Raw genomic sequence first — 14,872 nt, forward strand, 5'->3', positions numbered from 1 at the left:
TGGGTTTAGAGCTTTTGAATTGAGATTCCAGATAATATTATATGCATCACTCAGAATTGGAAAAAACAGCACAACTGGCTAATGTAAACATTAAAACATCAGCCAGTTAGGATTTTTTTTATTTATATTCAACTCTCACCATAAATATACGTTTTACTTCCAGCACCAGTAGCCAGGAATCCAGTATTTATCAAAAGTATACCAGAAAGATTTGTGTTTATTATCCTTGTTGTGCTTTACTTTTTTATATCCCCAGTGACCTTTTATAAAGCATTTATTCTTGCCATAATGATTGCCATACTTGTTCTTACCATCGTACTTGTTTTTACCGTCGTACTTGTTCTTAGCATCGTACTTTTGCTTACCATCGTACTTGTTCTTAACATTATTAGGAGCCGCACTTACTGCTGCAGCTGTCACTGACAGCACAAAACAGAGTGCCAGCAAAATACCCAGTATTTTTCTCATTTTCATCATTTACCTACCCCAAAATATTTGCTGTCCTTGTAGCCTTAATTTAGCATCTAAATTATCTCGCTGACTATTGCAGCTTGACAATCCCAATATAATTCAGTTAAAATATAAGCATACTTATAAATAGAAAAATATAAAAGTGAGTTAATTATAAAAATAAAAGTTTTAAAAGGTTTAATTTAAAAAATAGAAGTAATCTCAGGAATAGTTAAGATAATAAGGATTAAAATTAGGTAATTATTAAAACAAAGGTTTTAAAACTTTTATTTTATTTACACCCGCAAATAAAACATTAAATTCTGATACTACTCTTTTAAAGTTGTATATTTTAAAAAGAACTCATTCTAAACCAATTCAATTTTTAAATCCAATTCAATTTTTAAATCCAATTCAATTTTTAAATCCAATTCAATTTTTAAATCCATAACATTTCAGAATTGTTCTTATGACCAGAAACTCGTTTGAATATTCGAAATATGAAATCCAGAAGAGCAATTTGAGTTTCGGAATCAGTTCATAGATAATTTTAAAAAAGTAATTTCCCGTATAGGACTTAAATTTCATATAGAAAGGCCTTTTAGTACTAAAAGCCTTTTAGTATTTTTGACAGGCGAGTAAAAATGTACACTGAAAGCGATAACCTTCAGGATTACCTCAAAAAGAGTGAAATCATAGACTTTGATAACAAGCTGATCGTTGATAAGTGCCTCGAACTACAAAAAGGCACCAGAGACGAAATAAGTCTGATTAAAAGGGTTTATGAGTTCGTCCGGGACGAGATTCATCACACCGGCGATATAGGAGAAATGACCGTTACCTGCAAGGCATCAGAAGTTCTGGAAGCCGGCCACGGAATATGTTGTGCCAAAGCCCACCTGTTTGCAGCCATGTTGAGATATTTCGAGGTGCCGGCTGGGTTCTGTTATCAGAAACTTTCTTCAAGTCGGGACGTTAACATAAAATTCTTGCACGGCTTAAACGCGGTATATTTAAAGGACCTGGATAAATGGATAAGATTGGATGCAAGAGGCAACAAACCAGGCCGTAATGCTCAGTTTTCCATATACGAAGAAAAAATTTCCAAGAAAGTAAATAAAGACCTTGGGGAAGAAGATAGTCCAGTAATCTTCGCAGAACCCAATCCTACTGTTATTGAAATATTAAAGACAAGTAAAGATATGAAAGAATTGTGGGATCAATGGGACCTTAGTTTGAAAGAGTTGTTTAAAATTTAAGGTTAATCAGGAGAGCCTGAGGGAAGCATTGGAGGGAGCTCTGGAGGAGGCGTTGGAATGAGCTTTAAGGGAAAGGATTCAGGGAAACTTAAGAATAGCTTCAAAGATATTTAGGGGAGCCTCAGAGATTCAAGGGAACCTCAGAGATTCAAGGGAACCTCAGAGGTTCAAGGAAGGAGAGCTGGTAGCTTTTAAATCAACCCTTTTGATTCTAGAAATTCAAGGGCTTCTACGGTCCCGCCCCCAAAGGAATCTTCTGTCACATAATCCGCGGCTTCCTTTATTATTTCGTCCCCGTTTCCAACAGCAATCCCAAAACCTGAGACTTCAAACATTTCTAAATCGTTTTCGGAATCTCCTATGGCTACAAAATCTTTGGATTTTAAGCCCATCATGCCCGCAAGCTTCTGAAGACCTACTCCTTTATTGATTTTCGTACTCTTGAGATGGATGGCATATTTGGTATCAACCATTTCGATGTCTAGGTTCTGGCTTTTGAGAAGGTTTCTGGCTTTTTTGAGATCAAAGTCTCTCTTGAGGGCGATCTCAGTTTTTCGATATAAAGGATCAAGTTTAGTGAGCTTGAAATATTCGGAAAGAAAAGAATAGGCTTTCTCGCACTCCTCAAGGCTTTCCTCAAAAGTACCCTGCAAATCGAAGCGGATAGCAATAGCCCCTCCGTTTTCTGCGATTACCGCCCCATCCAGGCCGATAAGCATTGAAGCTGTCCTTGCATAACATAGGGTATTTCCTGTGGCAAGCACGACCGGAATTTTAAGAGAACGGATCTTTTTCATGGCCTCCAGATGAAGTTCCCTTTTCTCGCAGGTGATTGTACCGTCTATATCGGCAACAATAGCTTTGAATTTCATAAAAAAGATTTGGTACGGGTAGATAAAATGTTTCCCTACCCGGCTTTGAATACATCTACCATTTACTGATCGTTTACTTCAATGTCATTTGCTTCTTAATACGCCTGGTTCTTACTTATACTGGTCTGAGTTCTCTTGGTCTGAGCCCTCTTGATCCTGAGTCTCACTTGGTCCGGTTTGAGTCTCACTGTTTGAGTCTCACTGATCTGTGAGTCCGGCTGTAGTAACTGCGATAACAGCTTCTCCTTCGGGCAGGTTGGGAGAGTCCACCAGACGTATGATCCTTTTGTCTCCTTTAGATTTCCGCAGGTAAAGTCTGAAGGTTGCTGTGTGTCCTACAACGTGACCTCCAACAGGCCTTGTAGGGTCACCAAAGAAAGCATCGGGTTTTGCCATGACCTGATTTGTTACAACCACGCAGGCATTGAATAAGTCCCCGAAGCGGAGCAGGCCGTGCATGTGCTTGTTGAGTTTCTGCTGCCGGTCGGCAAGGGTTCCCCTTCCCACATACTCAGCCCTGAAATGAGCCATAAGCGAATCAACAATCAGCAGGCGAACGGGTTTTCCCATCTCCCTAAGCTCATTTGCCAGGTCTGTTGCAGAGTCAACAAGAAGGATCTGGTGATTGGAATTGTATGCTCTGGCGACATGGATATTTTGGAGGAACTCTTCTGGGTCAAGCTCCATGCCGTATTTTTCGGAAAGCCCTTTTACCATCTGTGCAATCCTTTCAGGTCTGAAAGTGTTTTCAGTGTCTATGATGATAACCGAACCGTTAAGCCCTCCGTGTTCCCTGTCCATCTGGACATTGACTGCAAACTGGTGGGCCAGCTGGGTCTTTCCTGAACCGAATTCTCCGTACAGTTCGGTAATTGCCTGGGTTTCTATGCCCCCACCCATCATTTCGTCAAATTCCATACAACCGGTCGTCAGCTTGCCTACCATTTTCCGCCTTTCAAGCACGACGTCTCCGGTCTCAAAACCTCCAATATCGGCAGCTTGCCTTGCAGCATTGATGATTTTTGCAGCCGTTGATTCCCCGATTTCGGCTGTAGTTGCAAGTTCAGAAGGAGAGGCAACAGCCACTGCTTCAATGGTGTTAAATCCAGCTTCTTTGAGTTTTTCTGCGGTTGCAGGGCCAACTCCGGGCAGCTCTTCGAGTGTTATTTGGCTCATTACAAATTCTCCTAAGATGCACATGTTTGTATAAGGTGCATAACAGTTGCTCAACAATGGTTTTGCAGGTATAAATAACTAGAGGAAGCGAGGTGAAAGTGTTCTAAAGCGCCTCTAAAACACGGTTATATTACCGGAAAACCAGGCAAATAGAGAGAAAAAAGAAGGCTTTTTTGACACTCACATTTAAAAAAGTCGAAGAAAAATCAGAGGAAAAAGAAGAGAAATAAGGAGAAGGAAGAAAAAGAAAGAAAATACAAGAAAAAAGAGAAAAATACAAGAAAAAGAAAGGAAAAAGTATAGAAAAGAAAATGGAAGAAAAGCAGAAAAAAGAAGAAAAAGAGAGGAAATGAGTGAAAATTTCCAAAAAGCTGGGAAAAAACCAAAAATTCTTTTTACTTGGTGGATTATCACCCATCATGCCAAAGGTCGCAGTCGGCGGTACGTTTCAGTATTTTCATGACGGCCACGCCAAACTGATTGAAAAAGCATTTGAGATAGCAAAGGATGGAAAAGTCCACATAGGCCTTACCTCGGATGAGATGCTAAGTAAAAGCCATAGCGTCGATAATTATGAAAAAAGGAGGAACTGGCTGCTGCAATACATAAAAGAAATGGGAATCCCAGACGACAGATATGAAATTACAAAGCTGAATAACCCCTACGGCCCTGCTCTCGAAGAGGATTTTGATTATATAATTGTATCTCCAGAGACTTATCCGGTCGCCCTTAAAATGAACCGCATCAGGGAAGAGAAAGGAAAGAAGCCCCTCAAAATCGAATACGTTGAGTATGTAATGGCTGAAGATGGAATCCCGATTTCCTCAACAAGGATTGCAAAAGGGGAGATTGACAGGCACGGCAGATTGAAAAAGAACATTAAGCATTGTAACAAGAATTGAGTACTAAGAATTGAACACTAAGTAGTTTCACTAACACTAAACGATTAGATCTTATAATAATAGATTAAAGTAGCTATAAATTAGGACAGAGCCATAAAGTGATAATATGCCCAGAGAATTTACACCGAAGGACATTGAGATTTTTAACAAGCTTGCTCCCGAAGCCAGAGGAAGCTTAATTTCCAGGGAAGCAGGGCACCAGTTTCCTTTTATCCTGCGTCCGGTATCACATAAGTTTGCTGAGTCTTCTGAAGATTTCAGAAAAAGACTGGAGAGACTGGACCCTGAGGAACTTGATTACCTCGTAGGGCTTGCCCTTGAAGGAAAGGAGGATGTTCGATCCCTGGACGAAGACCTTGAAGAGTTGGTTTCAGTAGTCTCCGAGAAGCTGTCTCCTGAAAAGGCAAAGCAGCTAAAAGATTTTGTGGGAATTTTCTAAAAGGACAGTTGAAAATGCCCTCGAAAGATCTACTTTTCGGAACCGCAGGAATTCCGAGAAGCTCAAAAGGAACAAGTAGTATCTCAGGAATCAAACGGATCAGGGAACTTGGCCTTGACTGTATGGAGCTTGAATTTGTCCAGGGAGTACGCATGGGCGAAAAAGGGGCAAAAAACGTCCTGGAAGCTGCAAATGACGAAGAGGTAGCCCTGAGCGTCCATGCCCCGTATTATATCAACCTGAATTCTTATGAAGAAAAAAAATTAAAAGCCAGCCTGGAAAGAATTTACAATGCCGCAAAAATAGGTAGTCTCTGCGGAGCCGAATCAATCGTACTGCATGCCGGATTTTATCAGAAAAGCAGCAAAAAAAGCACCTTTGAGAGCATATCAAAAGCCCTCAACGAACTTACCGGAAAATTCCGGGAAGAAGGAATACCTGCAGTCCTGCGCCCTGAAACTATGGGCAAACGTACACAATTTGGAACGCTTGAAGAAGTGCTTTCGCTAAGTGCAGAAATAGAAGGAGTCATGCCCTGCATTGATTTTTGCCATCTGCATGCGAGGGAAGGAAAGGAAAACTCTTACTCTGAGTTTACGGAAATTCTATCAAAAGTAGAGGAAAGCCTTGGAAAGGAAGGACTTTCGAACATGCACATGCATGTCTCAGGAGTTGAGTACGGCACGAGTGGAGAAAAGAGGCATCTGCCTTTGAAAGAATCTGATTTAAATTATCCCGAGCTTATAAAAACTTTAAAAGAATTCAAAGCCCAAGGAAGGGTCATACTTGAGAGTCCTATTCTTGAAGAAGACGCACTTATGTTGAGGATGCTTTATAAAGAGATATAATTTTGATTTTAGAATCTTTTTAAAATTTACCTGGGTGCTCATAACCCAAACAAAAATGTATCCGATATTCCGGATAAAACTCTAATATATTTTTTATTTTTTGTTTAAGCTTTTTAGAAAATAGCTTACAGGTAAAAGAGATTAATATGTACCTGACATTGCAAGCACATATTACTCAAAATAATATTAAGGATGCATTTTAAGCAAGTCCAATTGAGAAAGCGATTCCTGTATATTATTGAATACCGCTCCAACTGTATTGCTTACCGCTATATTGATACTTACCCTTTTTAGCCTCACGCTTTGCTAAATACGTTGCCTTGTATTTAATCACTAAGTAAACTCCAGCCAGGCCCACAAGAATGTAGACCAGCCGCGAGAGAATGGATTTTTTTCCAAATATAGCCGCTACCAGATTGAAGTTCAGGAGCCCTACAAGACCCCAGTTAAGAGCCCCTATTATTGTTAGCAGCTTAGCCGGAATGTATAGAGTATTATCCGTAAGCATTTTATGCATTTTACGCATCTTTATCAAACCTCCCCACTGAAATAGAGCACTCACAAAGGACAGATCATCTTTTTCTGACTTGGGAAACTCCAGGCTTTTGGATGATCCAATCACTTGCTCTCGTAAACAATGTTGGAGCTAAGATATTATGAATCTATTCCTTAACCTTCTATCCTTAACCTGCTATCGGGCGTAAAAAAAATAAATTTCAAGATACTCATCTCGATATACCCATCTATTGAAGCGTACTCAAGAAGGAATAGTAAAGCTGTAGGATTAACCTCAAATAATGTGAATACCTTAGAAACCACCCTTAAATCAAGAGCCATTTACCCATTTGACATAATGATGCAGACTCATTACAACCTGATTCAGTACTTATTGGTTAAAGCATATCAACCTGCCTTCGCTTATTTCACTTCACGATTCTTACGATGGTTCCACTTTATGTTCTTCATAGTATTCTTATCCCATCCAATTATCAAAGCCAGGTTCCTTGGAGTTCTTGATATTATCATGTGAGCTTCACACGCAAATGTTATCATTTATGAATGAACCTGTTCATGATTTAAAATGGACTAAATTTGTACCAAAGTTAAGGTCAGCCTGTGACCATCCTGAAAACACCCTTGCAACGCTGTCAAGTCACAGGACCTAGCAAATCCAGCCATTTTGAGCATATGAGTACGTCATCCCACAGGAAAACTTTCTAGGGTGATACATTTCTCAACCCGACATACAATACTTCAAAATATCACTTAATGGAGGAAGTATCTGACCTCCTTTTGCATGTTTTCACTCTGAACCAATTCTTTGGAGTAGAGAACCAGAATCAAAAGAGCTAAATGAAATACCAGTTTTTGGTCAAAAATCTGAATAGTCAGGCTTTTGAAACAAGCTCATTAACAAATTGGAAACCAGAAAAAATTTGATTATATAGGGGCGGCTGATGCTTGAATATACCTTAATTGTCAAATCATAAAATATAAATAAACCCAGTTCCTTTTTAGTTTGAAATCTAACAGTACGAAACTGAATAATAAGATTGAACACGGTCATAATTCGGATGATAAGATATATTAAAATCCAGTCAAATTGGATAAAACAAGGAAAGCCATTAAAACCAGCAGATTCGACTAAGAAACACCTCGCAAACAAACCTGCTGGATAAGAAATGTCTCGTAAAAAAACCTCTAATGGCTACTATCCTGCCTTTATCATCTGAATCATGACTGGAAAATTAGGACTGGAAGAAAGCCCTGACTGTGATACCAATGAAGGAAGAAAAAATAAAAGAAACAGTAAAACTTCAGTTTGAGATTATTAATCTGTTTCAAAAAAATTTTGCCAAAATATTTCACAAGACAGTGGACAGTCCATATGGCCTGAATAAAAATCAGAACCGAGCTATTTTGATTATCGGGGCAATAGATAATATTATGCCTACGACCCTGGGGCAATGTCTTGATCTTCAGAAGGGAAGCTTGACAAGTATGATCGATGCTCTGGAAAGAGAAGGGCTTGTCTGCAGAAAAAAAGACCCTCAGGATCGAAGAAAAACCCTGATTTCTCTCACCGAAAAGGGAAAAGATTACAGGAAATGGTTCATAGGAGAACTTGAAGAAAATACCTCCCGGATTCTCAGAAGGCTGGATGAAAAGGATATCCTTGCATACAAGGAGAGCCTGCAAATAATGCTTACAACGCTGAAGAAGCTTGATTGATACTGCCAACAAAAAAACAGTGCAGGAGAGAAGCTTGATGATACTGTCTGAACAAAAAATCGTGAAGGGGAGGCAATGGACATCAAGCTAGAAACTCAAGAGACTGGGGGTTATAGAAATAAGGCAAAAATTTATGTCGGACTACTGAGTTTGAATGAAGCTATAGCAAGGAAAATCCATGGATTTACCCAGCGGTAAGACCAAAAATCAATTCTGTTTGATTCTGTGCTGGAAAAAATAAAAAAGAAAGAATATCTGAAAGTTTAAAAGTAACTTCTGCTTTTTTTAGAACATAGGCCCGAAGCAACTGACTGAAAAGCTCAAAGCTGAACTCCTTCTGTCTCTTAACGGCTCTTAATAAAACCTTAAAGGACCTCATTTCTACGGAGAATCAAAACCTACTATTGTGAATCTAAAGCCTGTTTTTTAAACCTTCAAAGATATGAAAGCTTTATCACATATAAGATATACTTATATATGATAACTAGGTAATAAGTTGCCGTAAGCCGGTTAATTAGTTATTATAAAATTAAAAGAGAATAGAATCAAAAGGTAGCAAAAATGAAGGAAATAGTTTCACAAAAACCCCTGGATCCAGTTCTACATGGTTTCCTCTTGAGAGATAGCAGGCCCGTACAGATTTCAAAAATAATGAGCTTTCTGAAGTGTTTCCCGGAAAAAATTAAATCTGAAAAATAAAAGCTTAAGGCGCAATTAAAAAGTGAATGTACGAGTTTTATTTTGAAGTAAAAATGAAAATACAATAAAAATACTAAAAATGAAAATACGACTCAGTTTCATAATTTAATGATTTCTCATTTTTTCTGTCCTTAAAACTTCACTTTTCTCTGTTAACTGCTCAAATAACCTGTAATAATCCTTGAGAAACGATTTCTTTGACAGTAATGCCAAAGAATTATTTTACTCCGTTAATTTTTCACTAAATTTTTTGACTAAAATCGATATGCTCCGCTACTTAATCCTTAACTCAGCTCTCAAAAATCTCTTTTACTAAAGCTTAAATGGAGTAAATAATCTGAACAATTCCAGAAATGACTTTTGGTTTCTTGAGCAAATTTAATCTTCTCATTTGGGCAAGTTTGATCTGATTCTCAGTTCCTTTATCAGTCCTGAACTGCTTCTTGTTATCCGTTTTTAGACTTTTTGAATAATAGCTTTCAATAGGATTATTTGTCGCTGGCGCTCCTGGAAGATAATGGAACAAAGTAAGATTTAGCCAGTGTTTATTGATCATCCACAATCGTTTTTGAACCAATTCATCATATGTTCTTATATTTTCCATTAATTTATTGAAGTTATATTTTGCTTTTTCAAGACTATTAAGTGGAAGATTTTCCTTTTTCCATCTTCTTTCAAGCTTTAATTTATTTTAATACTTGTAAAATTTTTTTGCTTTTTCACTCCATTCCTGATGTTTTTCTTCTTTATTAACTAAGTTAGGTTCTTCAGATAGAAGTTCTTCCAGAAATTTAATCTCATTCTCTCGATTGTAGAATATATTCAATAACCTGTACTTCAATACAATAACCTGTACTTCAATATAATAACCTGTACTTCAATAGTTCCTGTTCAATTGTTGTATTTTTTGGGAAATCACTAACAGTAAGCTTGTTTAAGTGCATCAAACAATATTGATGGACTAACTTATCCCCAAAAATTTCCTTTAATATATCAGGGTATCTCTTATCAAAATCCGTAACGATAAACACAGGCTCTGATGCATCCAGATTTTTTTGTAAAAATCCCTTGATGATTTCTGAGCTCTTATCTTCAAAAAGTTCATCTGCTCTCATTCTTTGAGTTTTTGCATCCAGTAAGGTTAAACGGTATTTCTGACATCTTCCTTCTTTTGGATGTTGTTCGTCATAGTGCACCATATGTATATTTTCTGAAAATGGAACAGTTTCTTGTTCCATTTCTTCGTAGAATGCTCTTAAAATAGTGCTTCTTGATCTTGGATAGATGAAGTCCATTATGTCAGAAATTCCATCGTATGAAACGTTATGGTATCTGAGTAACTGGAAGAAATCATTGAATGAATCAAAAAGTAAAGTCTTCAAATCTTCCCAAAAACTATAATCTTCTTCGTGTGTACTACCACAATTTGAGCATTTATATCGACCAATGTTGATTTCTCCAAGACCTTCTTTAGTATGGGGATTACAGCCAGTATGAACCATTGGAGTACTACAAATGGAACAGACTGGAGGAATTTTTCTACGAAAAATTCCTCGTGTAGTATATTCATAATCGTTTCCAAAACAACCAAAAACGTCTAAGAGAGCAGGGAGCTCCGAAAAGTTATTAAGAGTTAGGTTTATAGTTGCCATTGTTTTTGCCGTAACATCATTACATAATTATAGAATTATAATTTTGTGTAGTGATGTTACACTTACTTTTATCACTAGATTTTGGAACAGAGTCATTCAAAGTTTAATGTTATAATTTTCCCTCAACAGCTCTGTAAGTTCCGTGAAAAACAATCAAATAAGGATAAATGAAATACAAAGAAGGCAATAAAAAATGAAAAATAGGGAAAAGTTGTATGTACTTTTAGCTTCAACAGCCCTTATTTTATCCTTTTCAATTTCTGCTTTATCCGTTGCATCGGCGTCGAGTGACCAGAATGGTTCGGTAATTGTTACTCAGACTCAGGTTATGACAAGTAATGGGACAGTAATCAATGAGTCGTCCTCGCAGTCATCTCCGATTGTCTACAGTAGCAAAGTCGTATGGCATTATGACAATAGCACTGATAATGGAAGTGTAGATAGTGTAAATATTTATGCTTCCAACTTCTCGATTTCTAAAAACGTTCAGATAGCCTCAAATGAAGCTAATCAGTGGCTGTCGGATGTTCCATTTCTTTCCAGTGAAATAAATCAATTGAGGCCTTTTATCTCGAATGACAGGACTCTATGGGACAACTGGTTCAACGGGCTCATGAACAAGGACTTCAATAACATTGATAATTCAGATGATTGGTTCAATGACCTTTTGAATGACGATTTACACATGAATTCTCTTGACTCAAACCTTCAGAAAGTTGATTTTTCTGCATCTCCAACCTCCGGAAATGCGCCACTGGAAGTCGCTTTCACTGATAATAGTACAGGGTCGCCCACATCATGGAACTGGAACTTTGGAGATGGGACGAATTCAACAAAAGAAAATCCTGTGCACACGTACAACCGCTCAGGACAATATACAGTTACCTTAACAGAGAAAAACAATACCTACTGCGGCACTAAATCCGTATTTAACTATGTCAAAGTCGCATAAGGGAAGTGAATGCCTTAAAGTGAAAAACGATGAAAAGTGAAAAACAATAGTGAGTAAAAGTGGGAGTTATTTTTCTTTTTCTACACAAGCTTACTTTTCTGTACAAGCTTATTTTTCTACATCAGCTTTTTATTTAAAAAGTCTGCTTCTTAGTTAAAAAGTTTATTAATTATTTTAAATTGTGCAAATTCTTTGACTGTTATACTTATACCTTAAATCTTCTGTCCTTAAATGAAGTTTATATCTTCTAACTCCATACTCTTATAGCATGGCATCTTCTTTATTGAGTCCTCTGGCGATGCCTGAAATAGAAGGCATCCGAATCCCAATGAATTTTTATGTAGTTCTTAAGGAACCTGTACCTCTGGCTGGTATGTCTTATCCCGGAATGTACACGCCCTGGAAGAAAATTAAGAATGCAGGTTTCTCAAGTGTTGTATGTCTCTGTGATTCTGAAGTATCTTATAACCCCTATCCTCTCAAGGTTCTTTTTTCTGCAGAATTAGAAGACCTCCATTATGGTAATTCTCCATATGATCCTGACACTCTTGAATGGCTTGTAAGAAAGGCAACGAATGTAATACTAGAAGAAATGGATACAGGAAAAGGTATTGTTGTCCATTGCATGGGAGGTATAGGCAGAACTGGAACCGTTCTTGGTTGTGTGCTCAAAGATCTTGGTTTTCAGGCTGATGAAGTGATAAATTATCTGGACAATATAAACAAGCTCAGAGGTTTCAGAGGATGGCCGGAGACAGAATGGCAGGCGGGAATGGTACGCAGATATTGATACATTTGAAAATTGTTTATGAGTATATATAAGATCGACTTAATGATACCGTTTTTTTGATTGCTATCAATTTGATAAATATTGATAGCAAAATTGAAAATAGACAGATTTTTAATTGTTATCAATTTGATAAATATTGATAGCAAAATTGAAAATAGACAGATTTTTAATTGTTATCAATTTGATAGATATTGATAGCAAAATTGAAAATAGACAGATTAGACTTAACCAAATAAAGCTGAATCATAGAGAACGATTGAAAAAAATAAGACTACATCCTCTGAATCTTAAAAAAATTTTGATGTATAGCTAAGTAACTTAGCTTACTATACACTTGTTTTATCCTTTCAAAATTATCCTTTAAAGTTGCTTTCAAATATGTTTTTATTCAGGCATTGTAAGCATCATAGAGCTGCCAGACCCATATAATCGGCCATAATAAAAATCCAGCCCCGAAAATAGGCATTGTCCCTGTGATAATGAAGGCTATCCAGATGCCCAGTGCTTTGAAAAGATGTCCCTTTACAAGCTGGCCCAGGCCAGGAATGAAAAAAGAAAACAATGCTGGAACTCCGTGTGTTCTGCAATAGTTCATAGAACTTACCTTCTTTAAGTACTTAATAAGAGGGTGTATGTAAATAGTTTAACATAAAAAGACCTTTCCCTTTAATATAAAAATCTTTTCCTTTTAAACAGTCCCTTTACAAGCTGGCCCAGGCCAGGAATGAAAAAAGAAAACAACGCTGGAACTCCATGCGTTTTCTTGCAGTAAGAGTTCATATAACCACTACAAACCATTTTATCATCAACGGCAGAATAACAGTTTTTTTTAAATAATATATTAGATAGCGGATATAAGTAACTTAACTTGCAGCCTTTCTTTTTGGAAGAGTCTAACATTGATTTAATTTGACGGTAAATTGAAAAATTCTGAAGTTGAACTCTAAAGTTGACCCCTTAACTTTAATCCTTAAGTTTTATCCTTTCTTCTAACTTCTTGAAAATATATCCCAAAATTAATAAATATATATATTATTAAACTATGAGATATATCTCAATTGCAATCCAAAAAAGAATCGGATGTGTAACTTAACATTTCAGGTGAACTTTCCTGAAAAATATTGTTTTTCAACCTACTAAACATGGTTGTTTGTTTTAATTTATAGGTTGTATGGAGTCTGATTATGGATAAACAGGACAGTAATAAGTCAATCTGGGAAAAAATTAAGTCAATGTGGAACTCATTGCCAGAACTTTTAAAATTATTAGGTACCATACTGAGTATAGCTATTGCTCTAAAAGCTCTTTTTCCTGCAGCAGCGGTCGGAATTAGCAATTTTGATGCAGGACCGGAAATTATTGAACCTGGAGGATCTTCTATTTTGAACTGGGACGTTTCTGGAGCTGACAATATTACAATAGAACCTGGTATAGGACCTGTAAGTTCAAATGGATCCATTCCTGTATCCCCTTCAGAGTCTACAACCTATAAATTGATAGCAACCGGTAAAGGAAATGAAAAAGTAGCGCTCTGCACGGTTACGGTTAATAATGAATCTCAAGAGTCTCTGATCATCAGCTCATTTGATGCAAGTCCTGATTCCATCATGCCAGGCGAGAGTGCAGTCCTTAACTGGCACGTTTCCGGAGTTTCGAATGTTACTATCGAGCCTGATATAGGAGTTACAGAGCCAACCGGAACATTTACTGTGTCTCCTGCCGGCACTACGACATATAAACTTATAGCTTCAAATAGCGAAAAAGAAGATGCAGCTTACTGTACTGTTGCAGTTGAGGAAAATACTGACTCCTCCGAAAATGCTTCCACATCAAATCTTCAGTCTTCGGAAGAAAGCCTGACATCTCAGGAGAGTTCATCGACTACGGAAAATCCGACATCGGAAGATAACTCGGTATCGAAAGAGGATCAGGCATCACAGGATCAGGCATCACAGGATGATTCGTCACTTCAGGATAACCAGGCATCGGAAGAAAATTCTACAGCGACAGAAAATCAGGAATCACAAGATGACTCATCACTTCAGGAAAATCAGGCATCTCAAGAAAAGCTGCCAACTATCGACTCGTTTAACGCAAATCCTGACACTCTTGAGAAAGGAAAGAGCTCAAGTTTAACCTGGAGTGTATCTGGAGCTTCAAAAGTCTCAATCAGTCCTGGAATAGGAACCGTAGGTCTAACTGGCAGCCAGAGCATATCCCCCAGTAAAACCACGACTTATACCCTGACAGCCACAAATGAGTTAGGAAGCACGAAGGCTACCAAAGTCGTACTCGTACAGGAGTCCTCTGCATCTTCTTCTCAAAAAACGGCTTCTAACTCCAGTACATCAACTTCAACGCAAGAACAGCCCTCAACGGATAATAAGACAGAACTCAATGATTCCACCTCAGATACTGATTCCTCCGATAATGGGACACAATAAAAGATTTAATTTACAATTAATCTCTAAGGTTAGATAATCATTTAATTTCGACGCATAATTTCAGTAACGAAAGTAACGTTTCCAGTAAAAAACTTCAAAAAAACGAAAAATTCCCGGTAAAAAGAAAAAAATTCCGCAAGGATAAACCCTGCCAGAA

The 14,872-nt window shown here is 37.5% G+C and carries 14 protein-coding genes and 1 pseudogene; 9 read left to right on the plus strand and 6 right to left on the minus strand.

What is annotated here, in order from left to right; translation table 11 throughout:
* Positions 1-153 precede the first annotated feature (153 nt).
* On the minus strand, positions 154-477 hold the full coding sequence (locus MSBRM_RS21340; RefSeq protein WP_048117139.1) for a hypothetical protein: 324 nt from the start codon (positions 475-477) through the stop codon (positions 154-156).
* A 617-nt stretch (positions 478-1,094) separates the two neighbouring features.
* Between MSBRM_RS21340 and MSBRM_RS10375 the strand changes: the two genes are divergently transcribed.
* Positions 1,095-1,709, plus strand: a complete 615-nt coding sequence (locus MSBRM_RS10375) for a transglutaminase-like domain-containing protein (RefSeq protein ID WP_048117136.1) — start codon at positions 1,095-1,097, stop codon at positions 1,707-1,709.
* A gap of 191 nt (positions 1,710-1,900) precedes the next feature.
* On the opposite strand, the gene MSBRM_RS10380 is transcribed toward MSBRM_RS10375, so the two are convergent.
* Positions 1,901-2,581: a phosphoglycolate phosphatase gene (locus MSBRM_RS10380; RefSeq protein ID WP_048117133.1), complete on the minus strand. Its 681-nt coding sequence runs from the start codon at positions 2,579-2,581 to the stop codon at positions 1,901-1,903.
* 198 nt (positions 2,582-2,779) lie between these two features.
* Positions 2,780-3,757 (minus strand): DNA repair and recombination protein RadA, encoded by a 978-nt coding sequence (gene radA / locus MSBRM_RS10385; protein ID WP_048117131.1) that lies wholly within the window; start codon positions 3,755-3,757, stop codon positions 2,780-2,782.
* Positions 3,758-4,176: 419 nt separating this feature from the next.
* On the opposite strand from radA, the gene MSBRM_RS10395 reads away from it, so the two are divergent.
* The 3 genes from MSBRM_RS10395 to MSBRM_RS10405 all read left to right on the plus strand — a co-directional run bounded on the left by MSBRM_RS10395 (position 4,177) and on the right by MSBRM_RS10405 (position 5,946).
* Positions 4,177-4,659, plus strand: a complete 483-nt coding sequence (locus tag MSBRM_RS10395; protein ID WP_048117125.1) for a phosphopantetheine adenylyltransferase — start codon at positions 4,177-4,179, stop codon at positions 4,657-4,659.
* Between the two features lie 106 nt (positions 4,660-4,765).
* Positions 4,766-5,098 (plus strand): hypothetical protein, encoded by a 333-nt coding sequence (locus MSBRM_RS10400; RefSeq protein ID WP_048117123.1) that lies wholly within the window; start codon positions 4,766-4,768, stop codon positions 5,096-5,098.
* 14 nt (positions 5,099-5,112) lie between these two features.
* A complete protein-coding gene (locus MSBRM_RS10405) occupies positions 5,113-5,946 on the plus strand; it encodes a TIM barrel protein (protein ID WP_048117121.1) in 834 nt (277 codons plus the stop codon).
* Between the two features lie 235 nt (positions 5,947-6,181).
* On the opposite strand, the gene MSBRM_RS10410 is transcribed toward MSBRM_RS10405, so the two are convergent.
* Positions 6,182-6,472 carry a DUF378 domain-containing protein gene (locus MSBRM_RS10410; RefSeq protein ID WP_176722155.1) on the minus strand — a complete coding sequence of 97 codons (291 nt, stop codon included), beginning with the start codon at positions 6,470-6,472 and terminating at the stop codon, positions 6,182-6,184.
* Positions 6,473-7,728: 1,256 nt separating this feature from the next.
* Between MSBRM_RS10410 and MSBRM_RS10415 the strand changes: the two genes are divergently transcribed.
* Positions 7,729-8,178, plus strand: coding sequence for a MarR family winged helix-turn-helix transcriptional regulator (locus tag MSBRM_RS10415; protein ID WP_048117118.1), 450 nt, complete (start codon positions 7,729-7,731; stop codon positions 8,176-8,178).
* Positions 8,179-8,253: 75 nt separating this feature from the next.
* Positions 8,254-8,376, plus strand: coding sequence for a hypothetical protein (locus MSBRM_RS21765; protein WP_255361960.1), 123 nt, complete (start codon positions 8,254-8,256; stop codon positions 8,374-8,376).
* A gap of 813 nt (positions 8,377-9,189) precedes the next feature.
* Here the strand turns inward: MSBRM_RS21765 and MSBRM_RS10420 are convergent.
* Positions 9,190-10,529 (minus strand): annotated as a pseudogene (locus MSBRM_RS10420) (ISNCY family transposase).
* 193 nt (positions 10,530-10,722) lie between these two features.
* Here MSBRM_RS10420 and MSBRM_RS10425 point away from each other — a divergent pair.
* Both MSBRM_RS10425 and MSBRM_RS10430 read left to right on the plus strand, forming a co-directional pair.
* The gene (locus MSBRM_RS10425) at positions 10,723-11,481 is read left to right on the plus strand and encodes a PKD domain-containing protein (protein ID WP_048155632.1); all 759 of its coding nucleotides are present in this window, start codon (positions 10,723-10,725) and stop codon (positions 11,479-11,481) included.
* A 298-nt stretch (positions 11,482-11,779) separates the two neighbouring features.
* Entirely contained in the window at positions 11,780-12,271 is a 492-nt protein-coding gene (locus MSBRM_RS10430) for a protein-tyrosine phosphatase family protein (RefSeq protein WP_230668837.1), read from the plus strand.
* A gap of 388 nt (positions 12,272-12,659) precedes the next feature.
* Here MSBRM_RS10430 and MSBRM_RS10435 read toward each other — a convergent pair whose 3' ends face one another.
* Positions 12,660-12,866, minus strand: coding sequence for a hypothetical protein (locus MSBRM_RS10435; protein ID WP_048117111.1), 207 nt, complete (start codon positions 12,864-12,866; stop codon positions 12,660-12,662).
* 589 nt (positions 12,867-13,455) lie between these two features.
* Here MSBRM_RS10435 and MSBRM_RS10440 point away from each other — a divergent pair.
* Positions 13,456-14,715 (plus strand): hypothetical protein, encoded by a 1,260-nt coding sequence (locus tag MSBRM_RS10440; RefSeq protein ID WP_048117109.1) that lies wholly within the window; start codon positions 13,456-13,458, stop codon positions 14,713-14,715.
* Positions 14,716-14,872 lie beyond the last annotated feature (157 nt).

This window comes from Methanosarcina barkeri MS (genome assembly GCF_000970025.1).
Lineage (GTDB): Archaea > Halobacteriota > Methanosarcinia > Methanosarcinales > Methanosarcinaceae > Methanosarcina > Methanosarcina barkeri.

Bases quoted from the DNA above. Each gene is read 5' to 3' on its own strand.
- MSBRM_RS10415 (WP_048117118.1), top strand. From the start codon at position 7,729: ATGAAGGAAGAAAAAATAAAAGAAACAGTAAAACTTCAGTTTGAGATT.
- MSBRM_RS10375 (WP_048117136.1), top strand. From the start codon at position 1,095: ATGTACACTGAAAGCGATAACCTTCAGGATTACCTCAAAAAGAGTGAA.
- MSBRM_RS10405 (WP_048117121.1), top strand. From the start codon at position 5,113: ATGCCCTCGAAAGATCTACTTTTCGGAACCGCAGGAATTCCGAGAAGC.
- MSBRM_RS10430 (WP_230668837.1), top strand. From the start codon at position 11,780: ATGCCTGAAATAGAAGGCATCCGAATCCCAATGAATTTTTATGTAGTT.
- MSBRM_RS10410 (WP_176722155.1), bottom strand. From the start codon at position 6,472: ATGCGTAAAATGCATAAAATGCTTACGGATAATACTCTATACATTCCG.
- MSBRM_RS10425 (WP_048155632.1), top strand. From the start codon at position 10,723: ATGAAAAATAGGGAAAAGTTGTATGTACTTTTAGCTTCAACAGCCCTT.
- MSBRM_RS10380 (WP_048117133.1), bottom strand. From the start codon at position 2,581: ATGAAATTCAAAGCTATTGTTGCCGATATAGACGGTACAATCACCTGC.
- MSBRM_RS21340 (WP_048117139.1), bottom strand. From the start codon at position 477: ATGATGAAAATGAGAAAAATACTGGGTATTTTGCTGGCACTCTGTTTT.
- MSBRM_RS10395 (WP_048117125.1), top strand. From the start codon at position 4,177: ATGCCAAAGGTCGCAGTCGGCGGTACGTTTCAGTATTTTCATGACGGC.
- MSBRM_RS10435 (WP_048117111.1), bottom strand. From the start codon at position 12,866: ATGAACTATTGCAGAACACACGGAGTTCCAGCATTGTTTTCTTTTTTC.
- MSBRM_RS21765 (WP_255361960.1), top strand. From the start codon at position 8,254: ATGGACATCAAGCTAGAAACTCAAGAGACTGGGGGTTATAGAAATAAG.
- radA (WP_048117131.1), bottom strand. From the start codon at position 3,757: ATGAGCCAAATAACACTCGAAGAGCTGCCCGGAGTTGGCCCTGCAACC.
- MSBRM_RS10400 (WP_048117123.1), top strand. From the start codon at position 4,766: ATGCCCAGAGAATTTACACCGAAGGACATTGAGATTTTTAACAAGCTT.
- MSBRM_RS10440 (WP_048117109.1), top strand. From the start codon at position 13,456: ATGGATAAACAGGACAGTAATAAGTCAATCTGGGAAAAAATTAAGTCA.